Here is a 19,844-nt window from a genome sequence, read left to right as displayed (position 1 = left end):
ATTTACCTCTAACGTGCGTTCCTGGCAAATGCTGACCGGATCAAGTCCGACTCTGTTGCTCTGCCTCCAGTGCTCACCCTTGGAGCATTGCCCTTTAGCGCGTCCTTTACGCCCTGCGCGACTGCCGCTCTGAAAGTGGCTGTAACTTCGTCTAAACTCTTCTCGCTTTCTTCCTTGTCACTGTAGTTGATCAGATCAGCCAGCGCAACCGGTAAGCCCTCACTTGCAAGACGTTCTTTTGCGTCTGCTCTGAGTTCCCGCCTCAGCACGTCCCTTTCTCTTTTATCTAAATCGCTTTCCTGTTGATCATCATTAAACAACTTCGTCATTCTTTTTCGTTCAGCGGCGATCTTTTTTGCTATGATCCTGTCAAGGTCTTTATCCGTGTACTTCTTTTCCGGTTCCTGTCCCGGTTCGCCTTCTCCGGATCCGCTCTGGTCGCCCTGTGTTCCTTCCTGATCTTCTGCAGCGGAAGCTCCTGCACCATCTGCGCCACCTTCTGCGCCCTCGTCTGCGAATATCTGCAGCTTTCTAAGTAATTCCATCATGTTCATAGTCCCTTTCGATTTTATGCCTCCCGGCTCATTCATGCTTTTACCGTAGCACCTCACGCGATATTCTATCCCTCTTTTATCCGGTGGACGTACGTCCTACCAGGCACGCCCACCGCTTCAGGAGAAATAGTAGAATATGTGCAATACCAGCCACGCCAATAAAAAAAAGGCGCAGGAACAGTATTTAAACTATTCCCACGCCGTGTTATCAGCTTACACCTTTAAAGTGCGGTACTTGCATATTGCAGTATTATTATACCCGCTTTAGTCTCCGTAGTCAATCGTGATGTGTAAGTCTGTATCGATATTAGCATTTATATTGTCATCCGGCCGGAAGCCTGCACGGTCAAGCACATCCTTTGCCGCCAGCAGCCGCACCATCTCACTCCTTGCATTAAGTAACTGTAGCTCCGTGTTAAAAGCTTTTGCCACCGCGCCTTTCAAATTCTGCCGCATAAATTCTATGTATTCCGTCTGAAAGTCTTCATTCTTCTTCCAGTTACAAATTGTAGCTTCCGTGACTTTTAGTCGCTCTGCTATCTCTTTTTGTGTCCGGTCGCCTAATGCCATCATTTCAATGCATTTCTTCTGTTTTGAATTTAGCACGCATGCACCCCCTATTCTTCAAATTCATTCAAATTTCCAATAGTTCCCGCCCAAATATAAGCCCTCTTGTATTTCCCTTTTGCCGGCTGAATCTTGACCCTTTCCACCACCGGAGCAAGAAGCTCCTTGACCGCTTCAAGCTCCTGATCCTGTTCATAAGATATTCTGATCTTAATCATCGGCGCACTCCTCAATAAAAGCGCACATGGTGCGACCGTCCACCGGGAATATTCGATATACTTTGCTATTCCAGATTGCGTCCGGAACTCTGTTTGCCCTGCGTACCTCTCCCAGGAACAGCCCTTTTCCGCTGTTGTCTTCCTTGTATAACTCAATACTTACTCCGTTATCTACTTTTAAAAATAATTGACTAAACCACATGATTATTATCTTCCTTTCTTTTTTTGTTCCCGCCGTCCGGTTCTGGTGTTGGTAGCACCGTTCCCGGAAGGGCGGTTATATACCCCTGTAACGCCGGGGCTCGCGGCTCAAGTATGTTATGTATAGTATTCTTAAGACCGTCCTACTGCTGCTGTTGGAAGTCCAGCTTTCCGGCTTTAGCTGCTCGATAAGCCTGTTCAAAGCCTAACTTCCAGGCATCAACGATGCAATCATAAAGCAAGCCGCTATTTTCCTTGTAGATTTGTTCAATCTCACTACCGTACGCGCAATACCCCTTCGGAACATGGTTAAACGTCTCCTCTGTATATTTGTACACATTAATCATCCTTACGCCCTCCTATAAGATCAAATGCCATTCTTGCACCGGCCAGAAACGCCTCTCTTTGCATTTCCGTTGATAAATTCAAATAATTATCCACCTGATCGGCTGGTGCATTCTCATAACAAAACTGATACCATTCGGTATATGTCCGGTCCATATCCTCACACACGCCTTTTTCTTCCACTGCTATGTCAAACAATGTATCTAAAACTCTTTCCTGAATATTAATGCTCATAATATCTCTTGTCCTCTCTTCTGATATTACATAAAAAACTTATATTATTTGTTCTATAAATTTCGAACGTCTTTTCTCTGCCCTTAATCTCCTGATGCTCTCTTCCGGCATATGAATTTTATAGCTCAACTCAAATATCCTATCCTTTGCCCTCTCGTCACATTTAAGCTTGTCAATTTCAATATTGCTTGTGTAAATGGTCGGTAAGATATGCGTATACCTGTAATCAACCAACCGAAAGATTGTATTCGATATCCAGTCTCTGCTCTCTTCTATAGCCCCAATCTCATCAAAAATCAACAATCCTGCATCCAATATGCTATTGATCCTTTCCCGGACATTGTCACTATTACCGCTTTTGGTCAACTCAATGTACTCTGACACCGAAATGAATTTTACTGATATGTCTCTTTTCTTCAGGATCTCATTTGCAATGCAGCATGAAAGCAAGGTTTTTCCACTTCCTTTGGTGTCTGAATATATGTATAAGCCATAACCCGACTTTTGAAATTGTGGAAAATTACAAATAAATTTGTTGATCATTGCCTTTGCTTCTCCTGTTTCTTGATTGTAGAAGTTCCATTTAAAGTCGTTTGCCGTCTTACTCATATATTCTTTAGGCATTCCACTCCTAGACCGTCTATCGTCAACCTGTGCTGTTGTAGTGGCATTCCCAGGCATCAGGAAAGTTATATCTTTCTCATAATTCTCCACATCGTAATCAATCAATGCTTCATTCCTGCCAATCTGTGCAAGTCCATGTACGCCCGTTACAGTTCCGGCTCCATCATATGTTGCTGTTGCAATTTTGTGTCTGTCTCCAATTTTAATCAATTTTGTTTTCATCTTCTCACCTTCTTTCTACTGAAACGGATGCTCTGGATCGTAGACATATTCCTCTTTCAATGCCCTTTCAATCCGATTAAGAGCCTCTTGCTCTTCCCTTTTCTCTCTTTCTATCTCTTCCGGCGTTTTCTCCGGTATTTGTGACTCTGATTGTCTGTCTTGATAATTCCCGTCTAATATCTTCGCCATATTCGCATCTTTAACCATCCAGTCAAATGTAGCTGACCAATTTCGGTTATTTGCTCCTTTTAAGAAGCTGCTGCCTTCTGCCATTTCAAACATTCTTTGAAAGTCTTCAACCGAATACGTTTGCAATCTTGCTTTAATTGCCTTCTTTCTGCTCTCAGAGAGTTTATACAGCCGAGGGAACGACACGCAAGTGTTGTTATACATATCAGCTATTTGCTGATACTCTGCCCTATCTCTATCCTTACCTATACTATCCTTACCTATACTATCCTCGGTATGGCACTCGGTTGGCATTTGGTTGGCACTTGGTTGGCATTTGGTTGGCACTTGGTTGGCGTCTAATATATATATATCATTGCTGATGCTTAATAAACTTTTCTCTTGTTCAAACCTTGTTGCGTGTTTCCTGTCTGCCCTAATCCAGTTGTTGACATTCCAATCAGATATAACAACAACGCCACTTTCAAACGGAATTAGATAGCCTTTTGCAAGCAATAACTTTAAATCATCATTCCCACAATTCACAAACTGCGTGATTTTTTTTGGAGAAGACACAAAACCATCATCGTCCGCTCTCATACCTAAATGAAAATATAACGCTTGTGTGCTCGGTGGCATTTCAAGAAATTTGTCTGTATCTACCACGTCCTTGCTAAACATCCTTCTATTCGCCAAGGCTGACACCTCCATAGAAACGATCGTTAAAGTATGCGATTGGTACTCTTCCACGCTGTACTAAATAGCCTTTTTCTTTCAATTCGCTATTCATTTGCGCAATGATCTGATACGCCTTAGAGACGCTCACGCCGATTAGATCGGCTACATCCTGAGCAGAATAAAATATTTTCGTCATGCTTTCTCCTTTCTTGTGCGACATCGCACATTCTCTGCACCTCTCACGCCCTCGCCCTGGCTGATTAGTTTTCAATAATTTCTGTTACGTCTACGCCCAGACCGCGTGCAACCTTGCCGATTGCCTGTGCCGTTGCTCTTTTGCTGTTTAGAACCATGTAGAATCTCTGTCGAGACATTCCGGCACGTTCTGCAGCTTCTCCAATTGTTAAACCACTGTTTGCAAGTGCTATCGAAAACTTGCGGTCGTCAATTGTTAAACTCATGCTATCACCTCACTTTATTTCAATTAGAAATATTTCATTTTGCAATATTACTATAATTTCATTTTGTAATATTGTCAAGGACTATTGCTAAAATTATTACATTTTGTTATTATTATTTTGTAGGAGGTTCTGTATGAATAATCCAAATTTAGAAATAGGTACTCGAATAAAAAACGCTCGCGCGCAATTACACATCACGCAAACGGATTTAGCGCGTAAATTAAGTGTATCCCAAACCGCAATTGCATTATGGGAAAGTGGAAAGCGTGAAGTTTCTATAGATATGATTGGCAGAATAGCTGATATTTTAAAATGCACTCCTGCCGAGTTAATATGGGGTAAGGAAACTACGAAGCAATGGGAAGAATTACAAAATGAAAAAAAATTCATTGCTCAAGACTTTAGCGCTTCACTTGCAGCACTTAAAGAGCTCTTACTGGAAAACGAATCCGCCGGTATATTTTCAAACGATCCCGAAGAAGATTTATTATACTATTTTTGGAATCTAAACAAAGAGGGTCAAAATAAAGCTATTGAGCAAGTAGAACTCTTAACTAAGATACCAGAGTACCAGGCCAAGATTGAGAAATCAGAAGAAGTTATACAAAAGCTAAATAACGACGGTAATTTAACGGAATAACCCTGATCAATCCGGGAATAACTAACATTCTTCCCAGATTTGAGAATAACGTCGCGAAACACGACCTTTTAATTTATATTCTCTTTACCTCTCACGCCCTCGCCCGGTTTAAGAGAAAAAGGAGAATATAGAAAAAATGCCAAGCTATAAGGACGCAAAGACAAACACGTACTATTGCAAATTCTATTACACGGATTGGACAGGAAAGAAGCGCCAGAAGCTTAAACGAGGGTTTAAGCTTCAGCGAGAGGCTAAAGAGTGGGAACGGAATTTCCTAGAGCAATACGCAACAAGCCCGGATATTACTTTTAAAGCAATGTATGAGAAGTATATAAGATTTAAAGAAAACAGGGTAAGAGCTTCAACGCTTGCCAGCCAAAGGAACGCTATAGAGCTGCATATACTGCCGTTCTTCTCTGATCGTATCGTGTCAGAAATCACTCCGGCAGATGTTTCGGAATGGCAAAGTCAATTATTAGATAAAGGTTTCTCGGCATCGCACACGCGCCAAATATACGCTTATTTGCGCATGATATTCAAATATGCTGTTGATTACCTAGGACTAAGTAAAAGCCCGGCTATAGCGCAAATATGCAAGCCTGAGCGCAAACGGGTAGACTTTTGGACACCGGAAGAATACGAAGCCTTTTCTGATCAGATCAAAGACGTTCCGGAGCTGTTCACGGCTTTCGAGATCCTGTTTTATACCGGGATGCGGAAAGGTGAACTATTAGCACTTACATTGCACGATATAGATTTTAAAGCTAAAACTATCTCAATAAATAAAACGCTTGTATATGTTGATGGCGTGTATTCCATGCAGCCACCAAAGACGGAACGAAGCAAACGAACCGTAGATGTGCCGGAGTTCCTACTGGAAGAAATTAGAGCGTATACAAGAAAGTTCTATGCTATAGATCTGGAGCAACGCTTGTTTCCTTATTCCCGTGTTTGGCTCGGTCAAGCAATGACTAGAATATGTCAAGCGCACAACCTTAAGCCCATTAGAATACACGACCTGAGACATTCGCACGCTTCTCTGCTAATCAACCTAGGCGCGAACCCTTTAATGATTGCGGAACGCTTAGGGCATGAAAACGTGACAGAAACCATGGATACATATTCACATCTATTCAAGTCGCACCAAAAGGAAATTATAGAAAAACTGGAAAAAATAAAATTTTAGTATCAAACAAGTATCACAAAAAAGAGCGTTTCCCATAACTGCATGGGTTGCGCTCTTTTTCATTCAATAAAAGATTTATGAAAAGATTGTAAACTTCCCATATCCTGTAGTATACTTGGATAGAAAATAGTTCATACAGAAATTTACACTTTTATGAAATATTTTTAATATAACGTTATTAAGAGGATTGAATAATGAACATAGGATTTGACAACGAAAAATACTTACAGATGCAGTCCGCTCATATCCGGGAACGTATCGCCCAGTTCGACAACAAACTTTACCTGGAATTTGGCGGCAAATTATTTGATGACTTTCACGCATCCCGTGTACTTCCGGGATTCCGGCCGGACTCCAAGATGCGTATGCTGATGCAGCTAAGCGATCAGGCAGAGATCGTCATTGTCATCAGTGCCGAAGACATTGAGAAAAACAAAGTCCGCGGAGACCTTGGCATTACTTATGATGTAGATGTTATGCGCCTCATGTCTATTTTCAAAGACCACGGACTGTATGTCGGCAGTGTCGTAATTACCAAATACAGTGGACAGCAGAGTGCTGCTTTATTTAAGAACAAACTGGAAAAACTCGGCATCAAAGTTTACAACCACTATCCGATCGAAGGCTATCCTTCCAACATTCCACACATTGTAAGTGACGAAGGCTATGGCAAAAATGATTATATCGAAACTTCCCGCCCGCTGATCGTCGTAACAGCGCCGGGACCTGGAAGCGGCAAGATGGCTGTCTGCCTGTCACAGCTCTACCATGAACACAAACGCGGGATCTGTGCCGGTTATGCCAAATTTGAAACATTTCCAATCTGGAATATCCCGCTCAAGCATCCGGTCAACCTCGCTTACGAGGCGGCAACAGCCGATCTCAACGACATCAATATGATTGATCCGTTCCATCTGGAAGCATATGGAAAGACAACCGTCAACTACAACCGTGACGTGGAGATCTTCCCTGTCCTGAATGCGATGTTTGAACGAATCTATGGAAAGAGTCCATACAAATCACCGACAGATATGGGCGTCAACATGGCAGGTAACTGTATCTGTGATGATGAGGCATGCAAAGAAGCTTCCAATCAGGAGATCATCCGCCGTTACTATGATTCCAGAAGACGTGCACTTGCCGGTGCATGTTCGGATGAAGAAGTATACAAGATCGAGATGCTGATGAACCAGGCAGGCATCACCGTTCATGACCGTCCGGTTGTTGACGCTGCAATGAAACGTGCCGAAGAAACAGGTGCTCCGGCTGCTGCAATGGAACTGCATGATGGTCGTATGGTCACAGGCAAGACTTCCGATCTGCTCGGCGCATGCGCTGCTCTTCTTTTAAATGCTTTAAAAGAGCTTGCCGGCATTCCACATGATCGTCCGGTTATTTCTCCGGCAGCAATTGAACCGATCCAGACTTTAAAGACTCAGTATCTTGGAAGCAAGAACCCACGTCTTCACACAGACGAAGTGCTTATTGCGCTGTCTGTCAGTGCAGCTTCCGATCCGAATGCACAGAAAGCACTGGAACAGCTTCCGAATCTGAAGGGCTGCCAGGCTCATACTTCCGTAATGGTAGGTGATGTTGACCGCAAGCAGTTTATGAAACTTTCGGTTCAAGCAACTTTTGAAGCAAAATATGAAAATAATTCTGTATTTTTTCCGAAAAAGGGTGTATAATTTTTAAGTATTTTTTTGGAGCATACTTATTTATTTGAACGTGAAGGAGGAAATTATGGCAGTAAAATATGTATTTGTAACAGGTGGCGTAGTATCAGGACTTGGAAAAGGAATTACAGCCGCATCACTCGGAAGACTTCTGAAAGCACGCGGCTACACAGTGACTATGCAGAAATTCGATCCTTATATCAATATTGATCCGGGTACTATGAATCCGGTACAGCACGGAGAAGTTTTCGTCACAGACGATGGTGCTGAGACAGACCTTGACCTTGGTCACTACGAGCGTTTTATCGACGAAAGTCTGACAAAGAATTCCAACGTCACAACCGGTAAGATCTATTGGTCCGTATTGCAGAAAGAACGTCGTGGAGATTTCGGCGGAGGAACTGTACAGGTTATCCCGCACATCACAAACGAGATCAAGTCCCGTTTCTATCGCAATCCATCTGCTGAAAATACAGAAATTGCCATTATTGAAGTAGGCGGAACCGTCGGAGATATCGAAAGCCAGCCTTTCCTTGAGGCGATTCGTCAGTTCCAGCACGAGAAAGGACGCGAGAACGTTGTTCTGATCCATGTAACTTTAATTCCTTACCTTCGCGCTTCACAGGAGATGAAAACAAAGCCAACACAGGCAAGTGTCAAAGATTTACAGGGAATGGGAATCCAGCCGGATATCCTCGTATGTCGTTCTGAGCATCCTCTGGATGACGGCATCAAAGACAAGATCGCACTTTTCTGTAATGTACCATCTAACCATGTACTCCAGAATCTGGATGTGGAATATCTTTATGAAGCACCGCTTGCAATGGAGAAAGAACATCTTGCAGAAGTAGTATGTGAGTCACTTCATCTGGACTGCCCGACACCGGATCTCAAAGACTGGACAGAGATGGTTGACTATCTGAAGACACCAAATACAGAAGTAACTGTTGCTATTGTCGGTAAATATATCCAGCTTCATGATGCTTACATCAGTGTCGTAGAAGCATTAAAACATGGTGGTATCTTCAGCCGTGCTACTGTAAATATCAAATGGATCGATTCCGAGACGGTTACTGCTGAAAATGTAGATGAGCAGTTGAAAGATGTCAGCGGTATCTTGGTTCCGGGCGGATTCGGACAGCGTGGTATTGACGGAAAACTGCAAGCTATCAAATACGCACGTACCAATAAGATTCCGTTCCTCGGTCTGTGCCTGGGCATGCAGCTTGCAATCGTTGAATTTGCAAGAAATGTCATCGGTTACCGTGATGCACACAGTGCAGAACTTGATCCGGATACAACACATCCAGTTATCCATATCATGCCGGAACAGCTTGGCATTGAGGACATCGGTGGTACTTTAAGACTTGGATCTTATCCATGTGTTCTTGATAAGACTTCTACAGCATACAAATTATATGGCACAGAAGAGATTCATGAACGTCATCGTCATCGTTATGAAGTCAACAATGACTATCGTGATGCTCTGACAGCCAACGGCATGAAATTATCCGGTCTCTCACCGGACGGACGTATTGTCGAGATGATCGAGATTCCGGAACATCCTTGGTTTGTCGCAACACAGGCGCATCCGGAATTAAAGTCCAGACCGAACAGACCGCATCCGTTATTCCGTGGCTTCGTAGAAGCAGCTTTAAAATATCAGGATGATAAGGCTGCAAAATAATCCTGTTTCTTCAAGCGTTTCATAAATAAGTAAATATATAAAGAATATAATTTCATATTCTGATATAGTAAAAATGTGTAAGTTTCTATGCTCAGAAACTTACACATTTTTTTATTTACTCATTTCTTAATTATTTCTTTTCTATTATCTTATCTCTATTATCTTATCTCTATGCCCAGTCGATCCTGCTTCCTTTCGCCGTTTTCTTTACGACAAGCTTCGTATCAATCTGTTCTTTTAATTCATTGACATGAGAAATAATTCCCACAAGCCGGTTTTCCCCAGCCAGTTCTACCAGCACACGAACCGCCTGCTCTCTTGTACTGTCATCGAGAGAGCCAAATCCCTCATCAATAAACATTGTATCCAGGCGAATTCCTCCGACACTACTTTGTATTGTATCTGCAAGCCCCAACGCCATCGATAACGCTGCCATAAAGGATTCTCCACCGGATAGCGTACGCACATCCCTCACTGCGTCATTTACCATGCTGTACACGTCCAGATCCAATCCTGACTGTCCCTGGCTTCCCATATGCGACAAATCTTTGCACTGCAGGATAAAAGAGCCATCCGTCATCTTAATCAAACGTCGATTCGCCGCCTGAATAATCTGTTTAAAATACTGCCGCTGTACATATGTTTCAAAATCCATCTTCACATTGCCGGTCAATGTACCATTCGCAGTCTTGCTCAGATTTGAAATCCACTCGTATTTCTTCTGCTGCTCACCGATTTTTTCAAAAAAATGTTCCAGACGCTTTTTCGTTTCCTCGTGACTCTGCACAAGATTCGTTATCAATATCTGTTCTTTTGTAAGCTTTTCTTCTTCACTGCGTCTGCTTTCCAGTTTTTTCAAAAGTTCAGAAATATCCGGGCGCTCTTCCCCCTCCAGACGTTCCCGCAGACTCTTTAATACCCCTGTATTTTCACTGACTTGTTTTTCGTATTCCCGCAGCTTGTTCTCCAAGCCCGGAAGCCTTTCTATTTGCGTACAAAACTCTGAAAACTGCTCTTCTGTCAAACTGTATTTTTCCAATATCTCTCTATATGATTTTTCATTTTCCAGACATTGCGCTTCCTGCTCTTTCTCATTTTGAAGTTCGCTTTCCAGCTTTCCTTCCCGCTGTTTCTGGTTCGCGATCTCTTCCAGAAGCATTTTCTCTGTTCTGTCGGCTTCTTCCTGCAATCTGTTTTTCCGGTCTGTCTTTTTCTTAAGTTCCTCTTTTGCAGTTTCTCCGGACTCCCACGGCAAAACATCTTTTCTCGTCTCATACTCCGCTTTCAAGCTTTGTCTCCCAAGCTCCAGTGCTGCTTTTTCCTTCTCTGTTTCTTCCAGTTCCCTGCTTTTTTTTCTCAGCTCCTCCTGCTTTGCCGGGAGCCTTTCCACCAGTGCTTTTGCATGTGTAAGCTGTTCTTTATTCTGCTCTGCATTCTGTTCCAGTTTCTTTCGTTCTTCCCGGACTCCGGCCAGTTTCTCTTTTAACATTTTTTCCGTTTCCACCAGATCAACTACATCGGTTTCCGGGAACTCATCTTCTCCAAGAAGTTTTCTGCAGTTATCCCAGAATACCGACCAGCTGCTTTCAAATGCATTCCATTTCTCCCGATACAGATCTGCCGCCTGATCTCTGGCTTTTTCTGCTTTGTCACGCATCTTCTTTGCACTCTCAACTTCCTGTTCCGATACTGCATGCAATGATAACTGCCTTGGATGCGGATGCTCTGTAGATCCACAGACCGGACATGGTCTTCCTGTCTCAAGTCCTGCTGCCAGGATTCCTGCCTGCTCTTCAAAAAACAGGCTGTATTTCTGTTCATAATCCTCAAAAGCAGATCGGTAATTTTTCACTGCACTCTCCATCTTTTTCTGCAGTTCTTCACAGGCTTTCTTTTGAGTATCCAGCTTAGGGATCTGTGCCGTAAGGGTTATCACCCAGGATTCTTCTTCCTTTTTCTGCTCTTTTAACTGCCCGAGAAGCCTTCCGTTTTCTTCCCATCCTGCAATAGATTTCTCTGCTTTCTCCGTATTCTCTATCCATTTCTTCAATTCCGTATGAACAGCTTCTGCCTTTTCTTTCCGCACTTCGTTCTTACGGATTTCCGCTTCTGTCTCTTCCATCTTTTTCTTAAGGGCTTCCAACATTTCGTACTGTTTCAGTCCTTCTGTAAGCTTCACAATCTCTCCCGATAATACAGGTTCTTCTCTCTTCAGACATTCCAGGGCAGATCTGGCGGTCTCTGTCTTCTCAGACACCCTATCCATGCCGGTTTCCAGCTCCTTTTTCAGCATTTCTATCGTCTGTCTGATCTTTAAAAGTCTCTTCGTTCCATTTGCCATATTTTCAAAAATCGGTCTGACATTTGCCGCCGCACGAATGTGCTCCGTCTGTTCTTTTTCTTCCTGATACAGTACTTTTCCCGCTTCTAATTCTTCTGACTTTTTTTTCGCTTTCTCACAGTCATCAAAAAGCGCAAGCAGAAATTTGGCATTCTTCACTTCACTGTTTAACCGCTCCACTGCTTTTCTTTCCTCAGCCGCCAATTTCGTATAACTTTGCTTCTTTTCCTGCTCTGCGGAAATAATCTCCTTTAACACCTGTAACGTCTCATCCTGCGCCGGAAATTCCTGTCCTTTTAACAGTTTCCAGTGACTGAAAAGTTCTTTCCCTGCCAGATCTGCAAGAGACTCTTCTTTCACACGTTCCATTTCCATTTGCAGATTTCTCCGGCTCTCCTGCATATCCTGCTGCATTTTCAACGCTCTCTGTCTTAAAATTTCCTGTACCTGTGCATATATTTTCGTATGGAAAATACGGGAAAAGATTTTCTTACGGTCTTTGGAATCGGCAAGCAGTAACTTCAGGAAATCGCCCTGCGCGATCATCGCCATCTGCGTAAACTGTCCGGCATCCATCCCCATGATCTCTGTGATCTTCTGCTCTGTCTCACGCTTTCTTCCCGGGAATACACTGCCATCCGGCATTGTAAGTTCTACTTTTGCGCTTTCTTTTACAAGACGTACAGAACCGTCCGATGCCTTTCTCTTTCCTGCACGCATATACTCCGGATTCCGGCGCACTTCATACCTCTCTCCATGATAATCAAACACCAGTTTGACATAAGTTTCCACGTCTTCGGATGCATACTGGCTGCGCATCATATTTCCTTCCCTGTTGCCACCGCTGGTCTGGCCGTAAAGCGCATACACAATAGCATCAAACACCGTCGTCTTTCCTGCTCCTGTATCTCCTGTGATCAAAAATAAACCTTGTCTTACACCTGTAAAATCAACCACTGTCTTACCTGCATAGGAGCCAAACGCTGACATTTCTATTGTAATCGGACGCATCTTACTCATCCTCCCTTGCTTCTTCTAATATCTGCAGGATCAATGTTTCCTCTTCCGGATCCATCGTTCTTCCCTGCATTTTTTCAAAGAAATCTGCAAAATTTTCTTCCGGTGTTTTCAGGACCAGCTCTTCAGCTTCCATCCATTTCGTTCGGGTTCTTGTATTATCAATCCTCACTTCCAGTATTTTGGAAAATACGGTTTCTAACTGTTCTTTCGGATGATAGGGATCTGTCTCATCAGTCAATGTAATACTGACATAATCTTCCGGGCTGCGTTCTTCTTTTAAAATCTCCTTAAGTTTCCCTGTGATCTTACGGACATCCCTGAGAGGATGCAGCGGATACTCTTCTATTTTCACAGATTCCCCTTTTTCTCCGAGCGTTACAACTGTCAAAGCTTTCGTATGAGAGGCTTCACTGACCGAATATTTTAAAGGTGTTCCACAATAACGGATATGCTCATCTTTTACTTTCTGCTTTCCATGCAAATGTCCCAGTGCAACATAATCAAACGGCTCCACGCCTGTTATGTCTATCTGATCAAGCCCGCCAATCGAAATCGTTTCCGAATCACAGGTTTCCGGCAGGTAGCTTCCCATATAAAACTGGTGGGATACCAATACATTTCTCTCATCCTTAAAATTAATATTTTCCCTCTTGATCAGACGGTTCAACGCATCACTGTATGTCTCCGGTGGATTCTCTTCAAATAATCTGCGCACATATGCCGGTTTTAAAAAAGGGAGCAGGAAGAAGTTCACTTCTCCCCACTCATCCTTCAATGCAACCTTTTCTATATGCTCTTCTTCCTTCTGCGGCACACTGCCGGCCAGGTAAATCTTCTCTTTTTTCAAAATACCTGCTGCATACCTCAGACGATCCGCAGAATCATGATTTCCACTGATAATCATAACCGGAATCTGCGGACGTATCTTTGCTAATCTTGTAAGGAAATCATCAAATAATGTTACTGCCTCTGCAGACGGCACCGGCTTATCGTAGATATCTCCAGCGATCACAACCGCATCCGGATGTAATTTTCCGGCATATTCAATAATCTCTCCAAGAATGTGTTCCTGATCTTCCTTTAAGCTGTAATGATGTAACTGTTTGCCGATATGAAGATCGGACAAATGAAAAAATCGCATATCGTCTTACACCCCTTTACATGGAAATCCATCCAAATGCATTTGCAACCGAACTTGCCAGAATGATCATAGTGAAAATCGGGCATAAGTATTTGATCATCACAACAAAAATCTTCTTCCTGCGGAAACTGTTTTCCCCATGTCTGATCTCTTCCTCGATCCGGTCAATTCCAACGACTCTTGAAACTAATAAACTTGTCATCAGCGCTGCAATCGGCATCATGACTGAATTTGTCAGAAAATCAAAGAAATCCAGGAACTGCATACCGATGATCTTTACGAACGCGAGCGGTCCATATCCCAGACAGGATAAAGTACCCAGTAAGAGCATAATTACACCTACAACCACTGTTGCTTTCTTTCTGCTCCATCCAATCTCATCCTCGAATGTCGACACTGCACTTTCCGTCAGCGCAATCGAACTTGTAACAGCAGCAAAAAGCACCAGTAAAAAGAACAGGATACCGATAGCTGTTCCAAATCCCATATTCTGGAAAACCTTTGGAATGGTAATAAACATCAGCGACGGTCCTGCCTGAAGCGTATTCGGATCCCCGCCGGAAAATGCAAAGACTGCCGGAATAATCATAAGTCCCGCCATCATTGCGATTGCTGTATCAAAAATCTCAACATTTCTTGTAGAGTCTTCGATTGATGTTTCTTTCTTCATATAAGAACCAAATGTAACCAAAATACCCATCGCAATTGACAGGGAATAGAACATCTGTCCCATAGCTGCAACAACTGACATCCATGAGAAATTCTTAAAATTCGGTATCAGGAAATACTTCACTCCTGCCATTGCTCCCGGTCTTGTCACGGAATAAATGGCGATAATTACCGATAATACAATCAGTACCGGCATCATCAACTTGGATACACGTTCAATTCCGTTCCGCACTCCTGCATAAATAATCACCAGCGTAAACATACAGAAAACTACAAAACAGATCTCTGTAGATACTCCATTTGAAATAAAGCCGGAAAAGTACCCATCGGCTGCCAAATCTTTTCCATTTCCCATAATATATTCTTTCAGATACTTGAGTACCCATCCACCAATTACAGAATAATATGGCACGATCAGTATCGGAATGATCGCATTGATCCAGCCACCAAAAGACAACCAACCTGCTTTTTCAAATGACTTGAATGCCCCAACCGGACTTTTTCTTGTCATGCGTCCGAGTGCCGATTCTGCAACGATCATCGTATACCCGAATGTTAACGCAAGTATAACATAAATGAGAAGGAACATTCCTCCTCCGTACTTTGCTGCCAGATATGGAAATCTCCATATATTTCCCAGACCGACAGAGGCACCTGCCGCTGCCAGTACATACCCCAGTTTCCCTGAAAATGAACTTCTGTGTTTCTTCATGACTTTTCCTCTCTTTTCCATTCGTTTTGCACATCGTAACATTCATTCTATCATTTTTCTCATCAAAAGTCACTACAGAGTTCCAAATATGAAAGAATCACAAATCAAAATTTCATCTTTTCATTTTATCGGTCAATCCCAGATTAGATCGCCAGCAGATTTTTCAAAGCTTCCATATACATCAGCACTGCCTCTTCCATATCTGAAATGCGGATAAACTCATCTGCACCATGAATACGATAATCGATCTCCGTCTTTTCCGGTCCAAATGCAATTACATTCTTCAGATATTTTGCATATGTTCCACCTCCGATTACGATCGGCTGATTCTTTGTATCACCTGTCACATCTACATACGATCTATAGATCGCTTCTACAAGCGGAGACTTTCTTGGATAGAACAACGGCTCACCGAGCTTCTCAATCTCCATCCTGCCGTTTTCATCTTCTAATTTACCTTCACACATTTTGCGAACATCCTCCGGATGTAACGTCACAGGCACACGCACATCAATAGTACAAATAATCGTGCCATTTTCTGTCCGGACGGTTCCGTTGCACAAAGTCAGCACTCCGAATTCATCTTCAAATTTCAGACCAATCCCGGAGCCATCGCATGCTGTACCGATATGGGAATTATAATATGTAACAAAATCATCTTCGAATCCCGCTTCTGCAAGGCACGCACATGTAACACCTGCCGCATTTACTCCTAATGTTGGCATGCTTGCATGTGCCGGTACTCCTTTCGCGTAAATATGAAGTTCTCCATTTTCTTCCGTTACTTTGTACTCCGGAAGTCCAGATTCTGAAAACGCTTTTTCTAGACATTCTTTCAGGCCTTCCTCTGCCGGAACTAGCGTTGTACAAGTGTCACATACTGCATTGAATACAAATCCACCATTCATAGAAATGATCTTTGTATGTTTGGAGTAGGCATTTAACGCCATCTGTCCCATCTCTCCGTGAATACATGGGAAATCTGCGTCCGGGGTAAATCCATAGGACAGCTCTTCTGCGACTTTGTTGTAGTGTTTCATACACTCGGAGCCATTTTCCTCATTGCATCCCATAATCAGGCGCACTCTTTTATTCAGTTTTACACCGGAATCACGGAGCAGCTTCATAGCATACAATCCTTCTACAACCGGTCCTTTATCATCTGTTGTTCCACGCCCGTATACATAATCGCCATCCCTTGTAAGCGCAAACGGCTCATATGTCCATCCGTCTCCTTCCGGTACAACATCCAGGTGTGCCGCAATACCTATGATTTCTTCGCCTTCACCCATCTCGGCATAACCGCAATAATTATCCAGATTCACGGTCTTAAAGCCAAGCTCGTCTGCGATCCGAAGTCCCTCTTCCAATGCTTTCGCCGGTGCTTCACCAAATGGTTTCCCTTCCAATGGTTCGCCTTCTACGGACGGAATAACTACCAGTCTTTCTAATTTTTCCAGCATTTCATCTGATAATGCGTGAATTTCTTCTTTTATATTCATTTCTCTGCCTCCTCTTCCTGCCTAGTTTCTATTATACTGCGACTCATTTTCCTAATCAATGCGCAGAATATCTCCTATCATATTCATCTTATCTTTTTTTCAGACACATATTCATATAATTGTAAAACAGAATCAACAAAATTACAAATCCCAGATATCCGATAACCGGATACAACACGCTGACAATTACAGAAAAACCAAAGTGGCTTCCGGCAAGCCCGACAAGCGACATCACCAGTACGCGGAACCAGTTCGTATTCACAATTGATTTTTTCTGCACTTTCCACTCTTCTGCTCTGGAAAGAACCGCATACATACAACCACATGCCGCTGCCCAGATGCAGATTACCATCATAATTGCATAAACCGTACCGGCAGCCGGATGCAGCTTACGCGCCATCACAAGCGTCGGAAGTTCAGCCTGATAAACATTTCCATAATTACGGATAATCGCGATCACACAGACACATATCATTGCCGCAAGTGCTCCCGCACCGAGGATTCCTCCTCGGATAATCTTCCGATTGTCTTTCGCTTTCTGCCCTAACGGAACTACAACTGCAATTCCCACCGTTGTATTATAAGAGAAATATAAAAGTGCCGCCAGAAACCAGTTTTTCATCAATCCGTTTGTCACCTGCAGACTCTGGAAATCAATTGCTTTTGCCTGCGGCTGCATACATACGCAGAGGCAGATCACAACTCCTGCAATTACAACAAATGGGATAAAAGCTGACATGGATTTTGTAAATCCTTCGGTTCCAAATAATACCGGAACTGCCACAAAACAGGTATAAACAATCGCTGCAACCTGAAAATTCATTCCGAACTGCTGTTCCAGAACCGTTGCTCCGACTGCTGTCATTGCCGGTATACATGCGATCATAAATCCAAGTGTGACAACCATGGAGAAAAGCCGGAGAAGTTTACTAAAGAAACCATCTCCCATTGGAGAAACCACTTTATCAAAATAAGGTGTATCCATTTTCTGCGCCAAACGCATCGCCATAATCACTGTAACCGCAACCAGTGTTTCACAGACAAGAACGCCTGCAACTCCAATATATCCGAAATTTCCAAAAAACTGCATTAATTCATTGCCGGATGAAAATCCCGGTCCAACCATACTCCCGATTAAAGCTGTCGCAATTCCGAGAGTTGTAATCCTGACAAATTCATTTTTTTCTTTTGTTTTCATGTTATTCTCCTAAAATTGCTTTAATATCCGCAAGATTTTCCACGAAATAAATCTGTTTCTGCCGTTCTTCTGTCGATAATCCCATCTCAATCATATGGAAAAGCAATGCTTTCAATCCATCATAATAACCGTTCAGATTATATAAAATACATGGTGCATCCAACTGCTTCAGTGCTGTCTGCGATATCACTTCTGCGATTTCTTCCAGTGTACCGGTCCCACCGGGAAATGCAATAAATGCATCGCCAAGCTCGATCATCTTACGCTTCCGCTCCGGGAAATCTTTTGTAACGATCAGCTCGGTCACGCCATCATACTGTACTTCACTTTGTATGAACATCTCCGGCTCTACACCGGTCACTTTTCCACCGGATTCCACTGCGCTTTCCGCCAGAATCCCCATAAGTCCGGTTTTTGATCCTCCATAGACGAGTGCATGTCCACTGTCGCCAATCCACTGCCCCAGTTCTTTTGCGGCTCTCTCCAAAGAATCGTCATTTCCTTTGTTCGCTCCTAAGTATACTGTAATATTCATCCTTATGTTCCTGCCTTTTCTATTTATCTGTCAGTTTTCATACATTCAGCTAATAATTTTCTTCTCCTGTTGCTTTGTATTTTAATCTTATTATATACAACCAGCCGGCACATGAACAGCTTTTATAGCAATAAAATATGCAGATAGCCTGTTTCCAGACTGTCTGCATGTGTCATATCAAAATTTCTTCTGTTCTTATTTTGTTTTAACAGACTTCTTTGCTGACCAGGAAGAATATACTTTATGATCTAAATAGTTATTGTATGCACGAACTCTTACATAGTATCTCTTCTTTGCTTTTAATCCTTTGACTGTATAAGAAGTTGAACCAAATGTCTTTGTCTTGCTTCCTTTGAAGTTGCTCTTCTCTGAATACTGTACCTGATAACCTTTTGCGGTTACTTTCTTTGCAGTTACTTTAAAGCTCTTTTTGCCGCTGCTCAGTTTTGTAACAGAAGTAGCTTTCGGTCTTGCAGCTTTTTCATCACTAATCCGGAAATTGTATCCGCCATGTCCCTTTCCGGAGATTTTTATGTAGTAAGTACCTTTCCCAAGGGAATCCAGCCACCAATTATCGATATGATCTCCATTGCTGTTATAAACATCCTTAGACGCCTCGCCGGAATATACCAATGCTCCTTTGGATACTACCGTAAATTTAAACCAGTCTACATCGGATCCGATTCCATTAAATCCATAATATGTCTTATTCAGACCAACTGTTCTGGCATCATATTTTTCCTCTACCTGATTTACGAAGTTTTCCGGAAAAGTCTCTTTATATCCTTTAAACTGGAAAGTAACGTTATACGGATTACTGCTTGTATCTGAGACACTGTTCTTTACCTCGATCAGATAGGTTGCTCCTTTACTCAGAGAATAGGTTTGCGTGTATTCCTGGCTTGTACTCCACCGGTCTGCCCACTTACTCAGTACATCATCAGAAAACTCTTCTACCAAACGTATATTTACATCTGCTTTCCCCGCTTTTACAATTGTTTTTAAATCGCCTGCTGTTTTCGGTGTGAAACGATAACAATGTACTGCATCCTTAATGAGATTTTTATTTGAATATTTTGCTCTTCCATTCGGATCCAGTTTGATGGTTCCCTGTGTACTTTCCGTTGCATAGGTTGCGATAGAATTATCTGCCGCCTGTACGGTTGCCGGTGACAAAGCAGCAAATCCCATTGCCGCTGTTAATAAGAATGTGATCATTTTCTTTTTCATAGTATGTCTCCTTTTCTTTTGCCTTCGGGTAATTA

General features: G+C 42.7%; 21 protein-coding genes. 4 read left to right on the top strand and 17 right to left on the bottom strand.

Annotation, left to right across the window (positions count from 1 at the left end):
- Window positions 1-8: 8 nt before the first annotated feature.
- The 10 genes from H8S07_RS07470 to H8S07_RS07425 all read right to left on the bottom strand — a co-directional run bounded on the left by H8S07_RS07470 (window position 9) and on the right by H8S07_RS07425 (window position 4,272).
- Entirely contained in the window at window positions 9-548 is a 540-nt protein-coding gene (locus H8S07_RS07470; protein ID WP_186855763.1) for a capsid assembly scaffolding protein Gp46 family protein, read from the bottom strand.
- Between the two features lie 270 nt (window positions 549-818).
- Window positions 819-1,160 (bottom strand): phBC6A51 family helix-turn-helix protein, encoded by a 342-nt coding sequence (locus H8S07_RS07465; protein ID WP_186855762.1) that lies wholly within the window; start codon window positions 1,158-1,160, stop codon window positions 819-821.
- An 11-nt stretch (window positions 1,161-1,171) separates the two neighbouring features.
- Window positions 1,172-1,339, bottom strand: coding sequence for a hypothetical protein (locus H8S07_RS07460; protein ID WP_186855761.1), 168 nt, complete (start codon window positions 1,337-1,339; stop codon window positions 1,172-1,174).
- Entirely contained in the window at window positions 1,332-1,541 is a 210-nt protein-coding gene (locus H8S07_RS07455) for a hypothetical protein (protein ID WP_186855760.1), read from the bottom strand. The genes H8S07_RS07460 and H8S07_RS07455 overlap by 8 nt, the downstream gene beginning before the upstream one ends.
- A gap of 142 nt (window positions 1,542-1,683) precedes the next feature.
- Window positions 1,684-1,887 carry a hypothetical protein gene (locus H8S07_RS07450; RefSeq protein ID WP_186855759.1) on the bottom strand — a complete coding sequence of 68 codons (204 nt, stop codon included), beginning with the start codon at window positions 1,885-1,887 and terminating at the stop codon, window positions 1,684-1,686.
- Window positions 1,880-2,119: a hypothetical protein gene (locus H8S07_RS07445; RefSeq protein WP_186855758.1), complete on the bottom strand. Its 240-nt coding sequence runs from the start codon at window positions 2,117-2,119 to the stop codon at window positions 1,880-1,882. Before H8S07_RS07445 ends, H8S07_RS07450 begins: the two co-directional genes overlap by 8 nt.
- A 39-nt stretch (window positions 2,120-2,158) precedes the next feature.
- Entirely contained in the window at window positions 2,159-2,965 is an 807-nt protein-coding gene (locus tag H8S07_RS07440; RefSeq protein ID WP_186855757.1) for an ATP-binding protein, read from the bottom strand.
- A gap of 15 nt (window positions 2,966-2,980) precedes the next feature.
- A complete protein-coding gene (locus tag H8S07_RS07435) occupies window positions 2,981-3,799 on the bottom strand; it encodes a phage replication initiation protein (RefSeq protein ID WP_186855756.1) in 819 nt (272 codons plus the stop codon).
- 19 nt (window positions 3,800-3,818) lie between these two features.
- Window positions 3,819-4,007, bottom strand: coding sequence for a hypothetical protein (locus H8S07_RS07430; RefSeq protein ID WP_186855755.1), 189 nt, complete (start codon window positions 4,005-4,007; stop codon window positions 3,819-3,821).
- Window positions 4,008-4,071: 64 nt separating this feature from the next.
- Window positions 4,072-4,272, bottom strand: coding sequence for a helix-turn-helix domain-containing protein (locus H8S07_RS07425; RefSeq protein ID WP_186855754.1), 201 nt, complete (start codon window positions 4,270-4,272; stop codon window positions 4,072-4,074).
- 133 nt (window positions 4,273-4,405) lie between these two features.
- On the opposite strand from H8S07_RS07425, the gene H8S07_RS07420 reads away from it, so the two are divergent.
- From H8S07_RS07420 to H8S07_RS07405, 4 genes are all read left to right on the top strand, one after another.
- Window positions 4,406-4,912, top strand: a complete 507-nt coding sequence (locus tag H8S07_RS07420) for a helix-turn-helix domain-containing protein (protein ID WP_186855753.1) — start codon at window positions 4,406-4,408, stop codon at window positions 4,910-4,912.
- Between the two features lie 136 nt (window positions 4,913-5,048).
- Window positions 5,049-6,098, top strand: coding sequence for a site-specific integrase (locus H8S07_RS07415; RefSeq protein WP_186855752.1), 1,050 nt, complete (start codon window positions 5,049-5,051; stop codon window positions 6,096-6,098).
- Window positions 6,099-6,292: 194 nt separating this feature from the next.
- On the top strand, window positions 6,293-7,786 hold the full coding sequence (locus tag H8S07_RS07410) for a DUF1846 domain-containing protein (RefSeq protein ID WP_186855751.1): 1,494 nt from the start codon (window positions 6,293-6,295) through the stop codon (window positions 7,784-7,786).
- A 55-nt stretch (window positions 7,787-7,841) separates the two neighbouring features.
- Window positions 7,842-9,461: a CTP synthase gene (locus H8S07_RS07405; RefSeq protein WP_118520896.1), complete on the top strand. Its 1,620-nt coding sequence runs from the start codon at window positions 7,842-7,844 to the stop codon at window positions 9,459-9,461.
- Window positions 9,462-9,630: 169 nt separating this feature from the next.
- Here the strand turns inward: H8S07_RS07405 and H8S07_RS07400 are convergent, their stop codons facing one another.
- The 7 genes from H8S07_RS07400 to H8S07_RS07370 all read right to left on the bottom strand — a co-directional run bounded on the left by H8S07_RS07400 (window position 9,631) and on the right by H8S07_RS07370 (window position 19,809).
- Complete coding sequence (locus H8S07_RS07400; protein ID WP_158575517.1) at window positions 9,631-12,813, bottom strand: AAA family ATPase; 3,183 nt, start codon at window positions 12,811-12,813, stop codon at window positions 9,631-9,633.
- Between the two features lies 1 nt (window position 12,814).
- Window positions 12,815-13,963 (bottom strand): exonuclease SbcCD subunit D, encoded by a 1,149-nt coding sequence (locus H8S07_RS07395; protein ID WP_118520892.1) that lies wholly within the window; start codon window positions 13,961-13,963, stop codon window positions 12,815-12,817.
- A 16-nt stretch (window positions 13,964-13,979) separates the two neighbouring features.
- The gene (locus H8S07_RS07390; RefSeq protein WP_118520890.1) at window positions 13,980-15,344 is read right to left on the bottom strand and encodes a sodium-dependent transporter; all 1,365 of its coding nucleotides are present in this window, start codon (window positions 15,342-15,344) and stop codon (window positions 13,980-13,982) included.
- Window positions 15,345-15,487: 143 nt separating this feature from the next.
- Window positions 15,488-16,846 carry a M20 family metallopeptidase gene (locus H8S07_RS07385; RefSeq protein WP_186855750.1) on the bottom strand — a complete coding sequence of 453 codons (1,359 nt, stop codon included), beginning with the start codon at window positions 16,844-16,846 and terminating at the stop codon, window positions 15,488-15,490.
- 88 nt (window positions 16,847-16,934) lie between these two features.
- Window positions 16,935-18,044, bottom strand: coding sequence for a YkvI family membrane protein (locus tag H8S07_RS07380; RefSeq protein WP_118520888.1), 1,110 nt, complete (start codon window positions 18,042-18,044; stop codon window positions 16,935-16,937).
- 1 nt (window position 18,045) lies between these two features.
- Entirely contained in the window at window positions 18,046-18,579 is a 534-nt protein-coding gene (locus tag H8S07_RS07375; protein ID WP_118520886.1) for an LOG family protein, read from the bottom strand.
- A 195-nt stretch (window positions 18,580-18,774) separates the two neighbouring features.
- Window positions 18,775-19,809, bottom strand: a complete 1,035-nt coding sequence (locus tag H8S07_RS07370; RefSeq protein WP_118520884.1) for a fibronectin type III domain-containing protein — start codon at window positions 19,807-19,809, stop codon at window positions 18,775-18,777.
- Window positions 19,810-19,844 lie beyond the last annotated feature (35 nt).

Source organism: Dorea hominis (genome assembly GCF_014287705.1).
Classification (GTDB): Bacteria; Bacillota; Clostridia; order Lachnospirales; family Lachnospiraceae; genus Dorea_D; species Dorea_D hominis.
Note: the sequence above shows the minus strand (reverse complement) of the source record. Positions and strands in the feature narration are given on the sequence as shown.

Excerpts from the sequence above, each read along its gene's own strand:
- H8S07_RS07470 (WP_186855763.1), bottom strand. The coding sequence starts at position 548 with ATGATGGAATTACTTAGAAAGCTGCAGATATTCGCAGACGAGGGCGCA.
- H8S07_RS07460 (WP_186855761.1), bottom strand. The coding sequence starts at position 1,339 with ATGATTAAGATCAGAATATCTTATGAACAGGATCAGGAGCTTGAAGCG.
- H8S07_RS07455 (WP_186855760.1), bottom strand. The coding sequence starts at position 1,541 with ATGTGGTTTAGTCAATTATTTTTAAAAGTAGATAACGGAGTAAGTATT.
- H8S07_RS07450 (WP_186855759.1), bottom strand. The coding sequence starts at position 1,887 with ATGATTAATGTGTACAAATATACAGAGGAGACGTTTAACCATGTTCCG.
- H8S07_RS07445 (WP_186855758.1), bottom strand. The coding sequence starts at position 2,119 with ATGAGCATTAATATTCAGGAAAGAGTTTTAGATACATTGTTTGACATA.
- H8S07_RS07440 (WP_186855757.1), bottom strand. The coding sequence starts at position 2,965 with ATGAAAACAAAATTGATTAAAATTGGAGACAGACACAAAATTGCAACA.
- H8S07_RS07430 (WP_186855755.1), bottom strand. The coding sequence starts at position 4,007 with ATGACGAAAATATTTTATTCTGCTCAGGATGTAGCCGATCTAATCGGC.
- H8S07_RS07425 (WP_186855754.1), bottom strand. The coding sequence starts at position 4,272 with ATGAGTTTAACAATTGACGACCGCAAGTTTTCGATAGCACTTGCAAAC.
- H8S07_RS07420 (WP_186855753.1), top strand. The coding sequence starts at position 4,406 with ATGAATAATCCAAATTTAGAAATAGGTACTCGAATAAAAAACGCTCGC.
- H8S07_RS07415 (WP_186855752.1), top strand. The coding sequence starts at position 5,049 with ATGCCAAGCTATAAGGACGCAAAGACAAACACGTACTATTGCAAATTC.
- H8S07_RS07410 (WP_186855751.1), top strand. The coding sequence starts at position 6,293 with ATGAACATAGGATTTGACAACGAAAAATACTTACAGATGCAGTCCGCT.
- H8S07_RS07405 (WP_118520896.1), top strand. The coding sequence starts at position 7,842 with ATGGCAGTAAAATATGTATTTGTAACAGGTGGCGTAGTATCAGGACTT.
- H8S07_RS07400 (WP_158575517.1), bottom strand. The coding sequence starts at position 12,813 with ATGCGTCCGATTACAATAGAAATGTCAGCGTTTGGCTCCTATGCAGGT.
- H8S07_RS07395 (WP_118520892.1), bottom strand. The coding sequence starts at position 13,963 with ATGCGATTTTTTCATTTGTCCGATCTTCATATCGGCAAACAGTTACAT.
- H8S07_RS07390 (WP_118520890.1), bottom strand. The coding sequence starts at position 15,344 with ATGAAGAAACACAGAAGTTCATTTTCAGGGAAACTGGGGTATGTACTG.
- H8S07_RS07385 (WP_186855750.1), bottom strand. The coding sequence starts at position 16,846 with ATGAATATAAAAGAAGAAATTCACGCATTATCAGATGAAATGCTGGAA.
- H8S07_RS07380 (WP_118520888.1), bottom strand. The coding sequence starts at position 18,044 with ATGAAAACAAAAGAAAAAAATGAATTTGTCAGGATTACAACTCTCGGA.
- H8S07_RS07375 (WP_118520886.1), bottom strand. The coding sequence starts at position 18,579 with ATGAATATTACAGTATACTTAGGAGCGAACAAAGGAAATGACGATTCT.
- H8S07_RS07370 (WP_118520884.1), bottom strand. The coding sequence starts at position 19,809 with ATGAAAAAGAAAATGATCACATTCTTATTAACAGCGGCAATGGGATTT.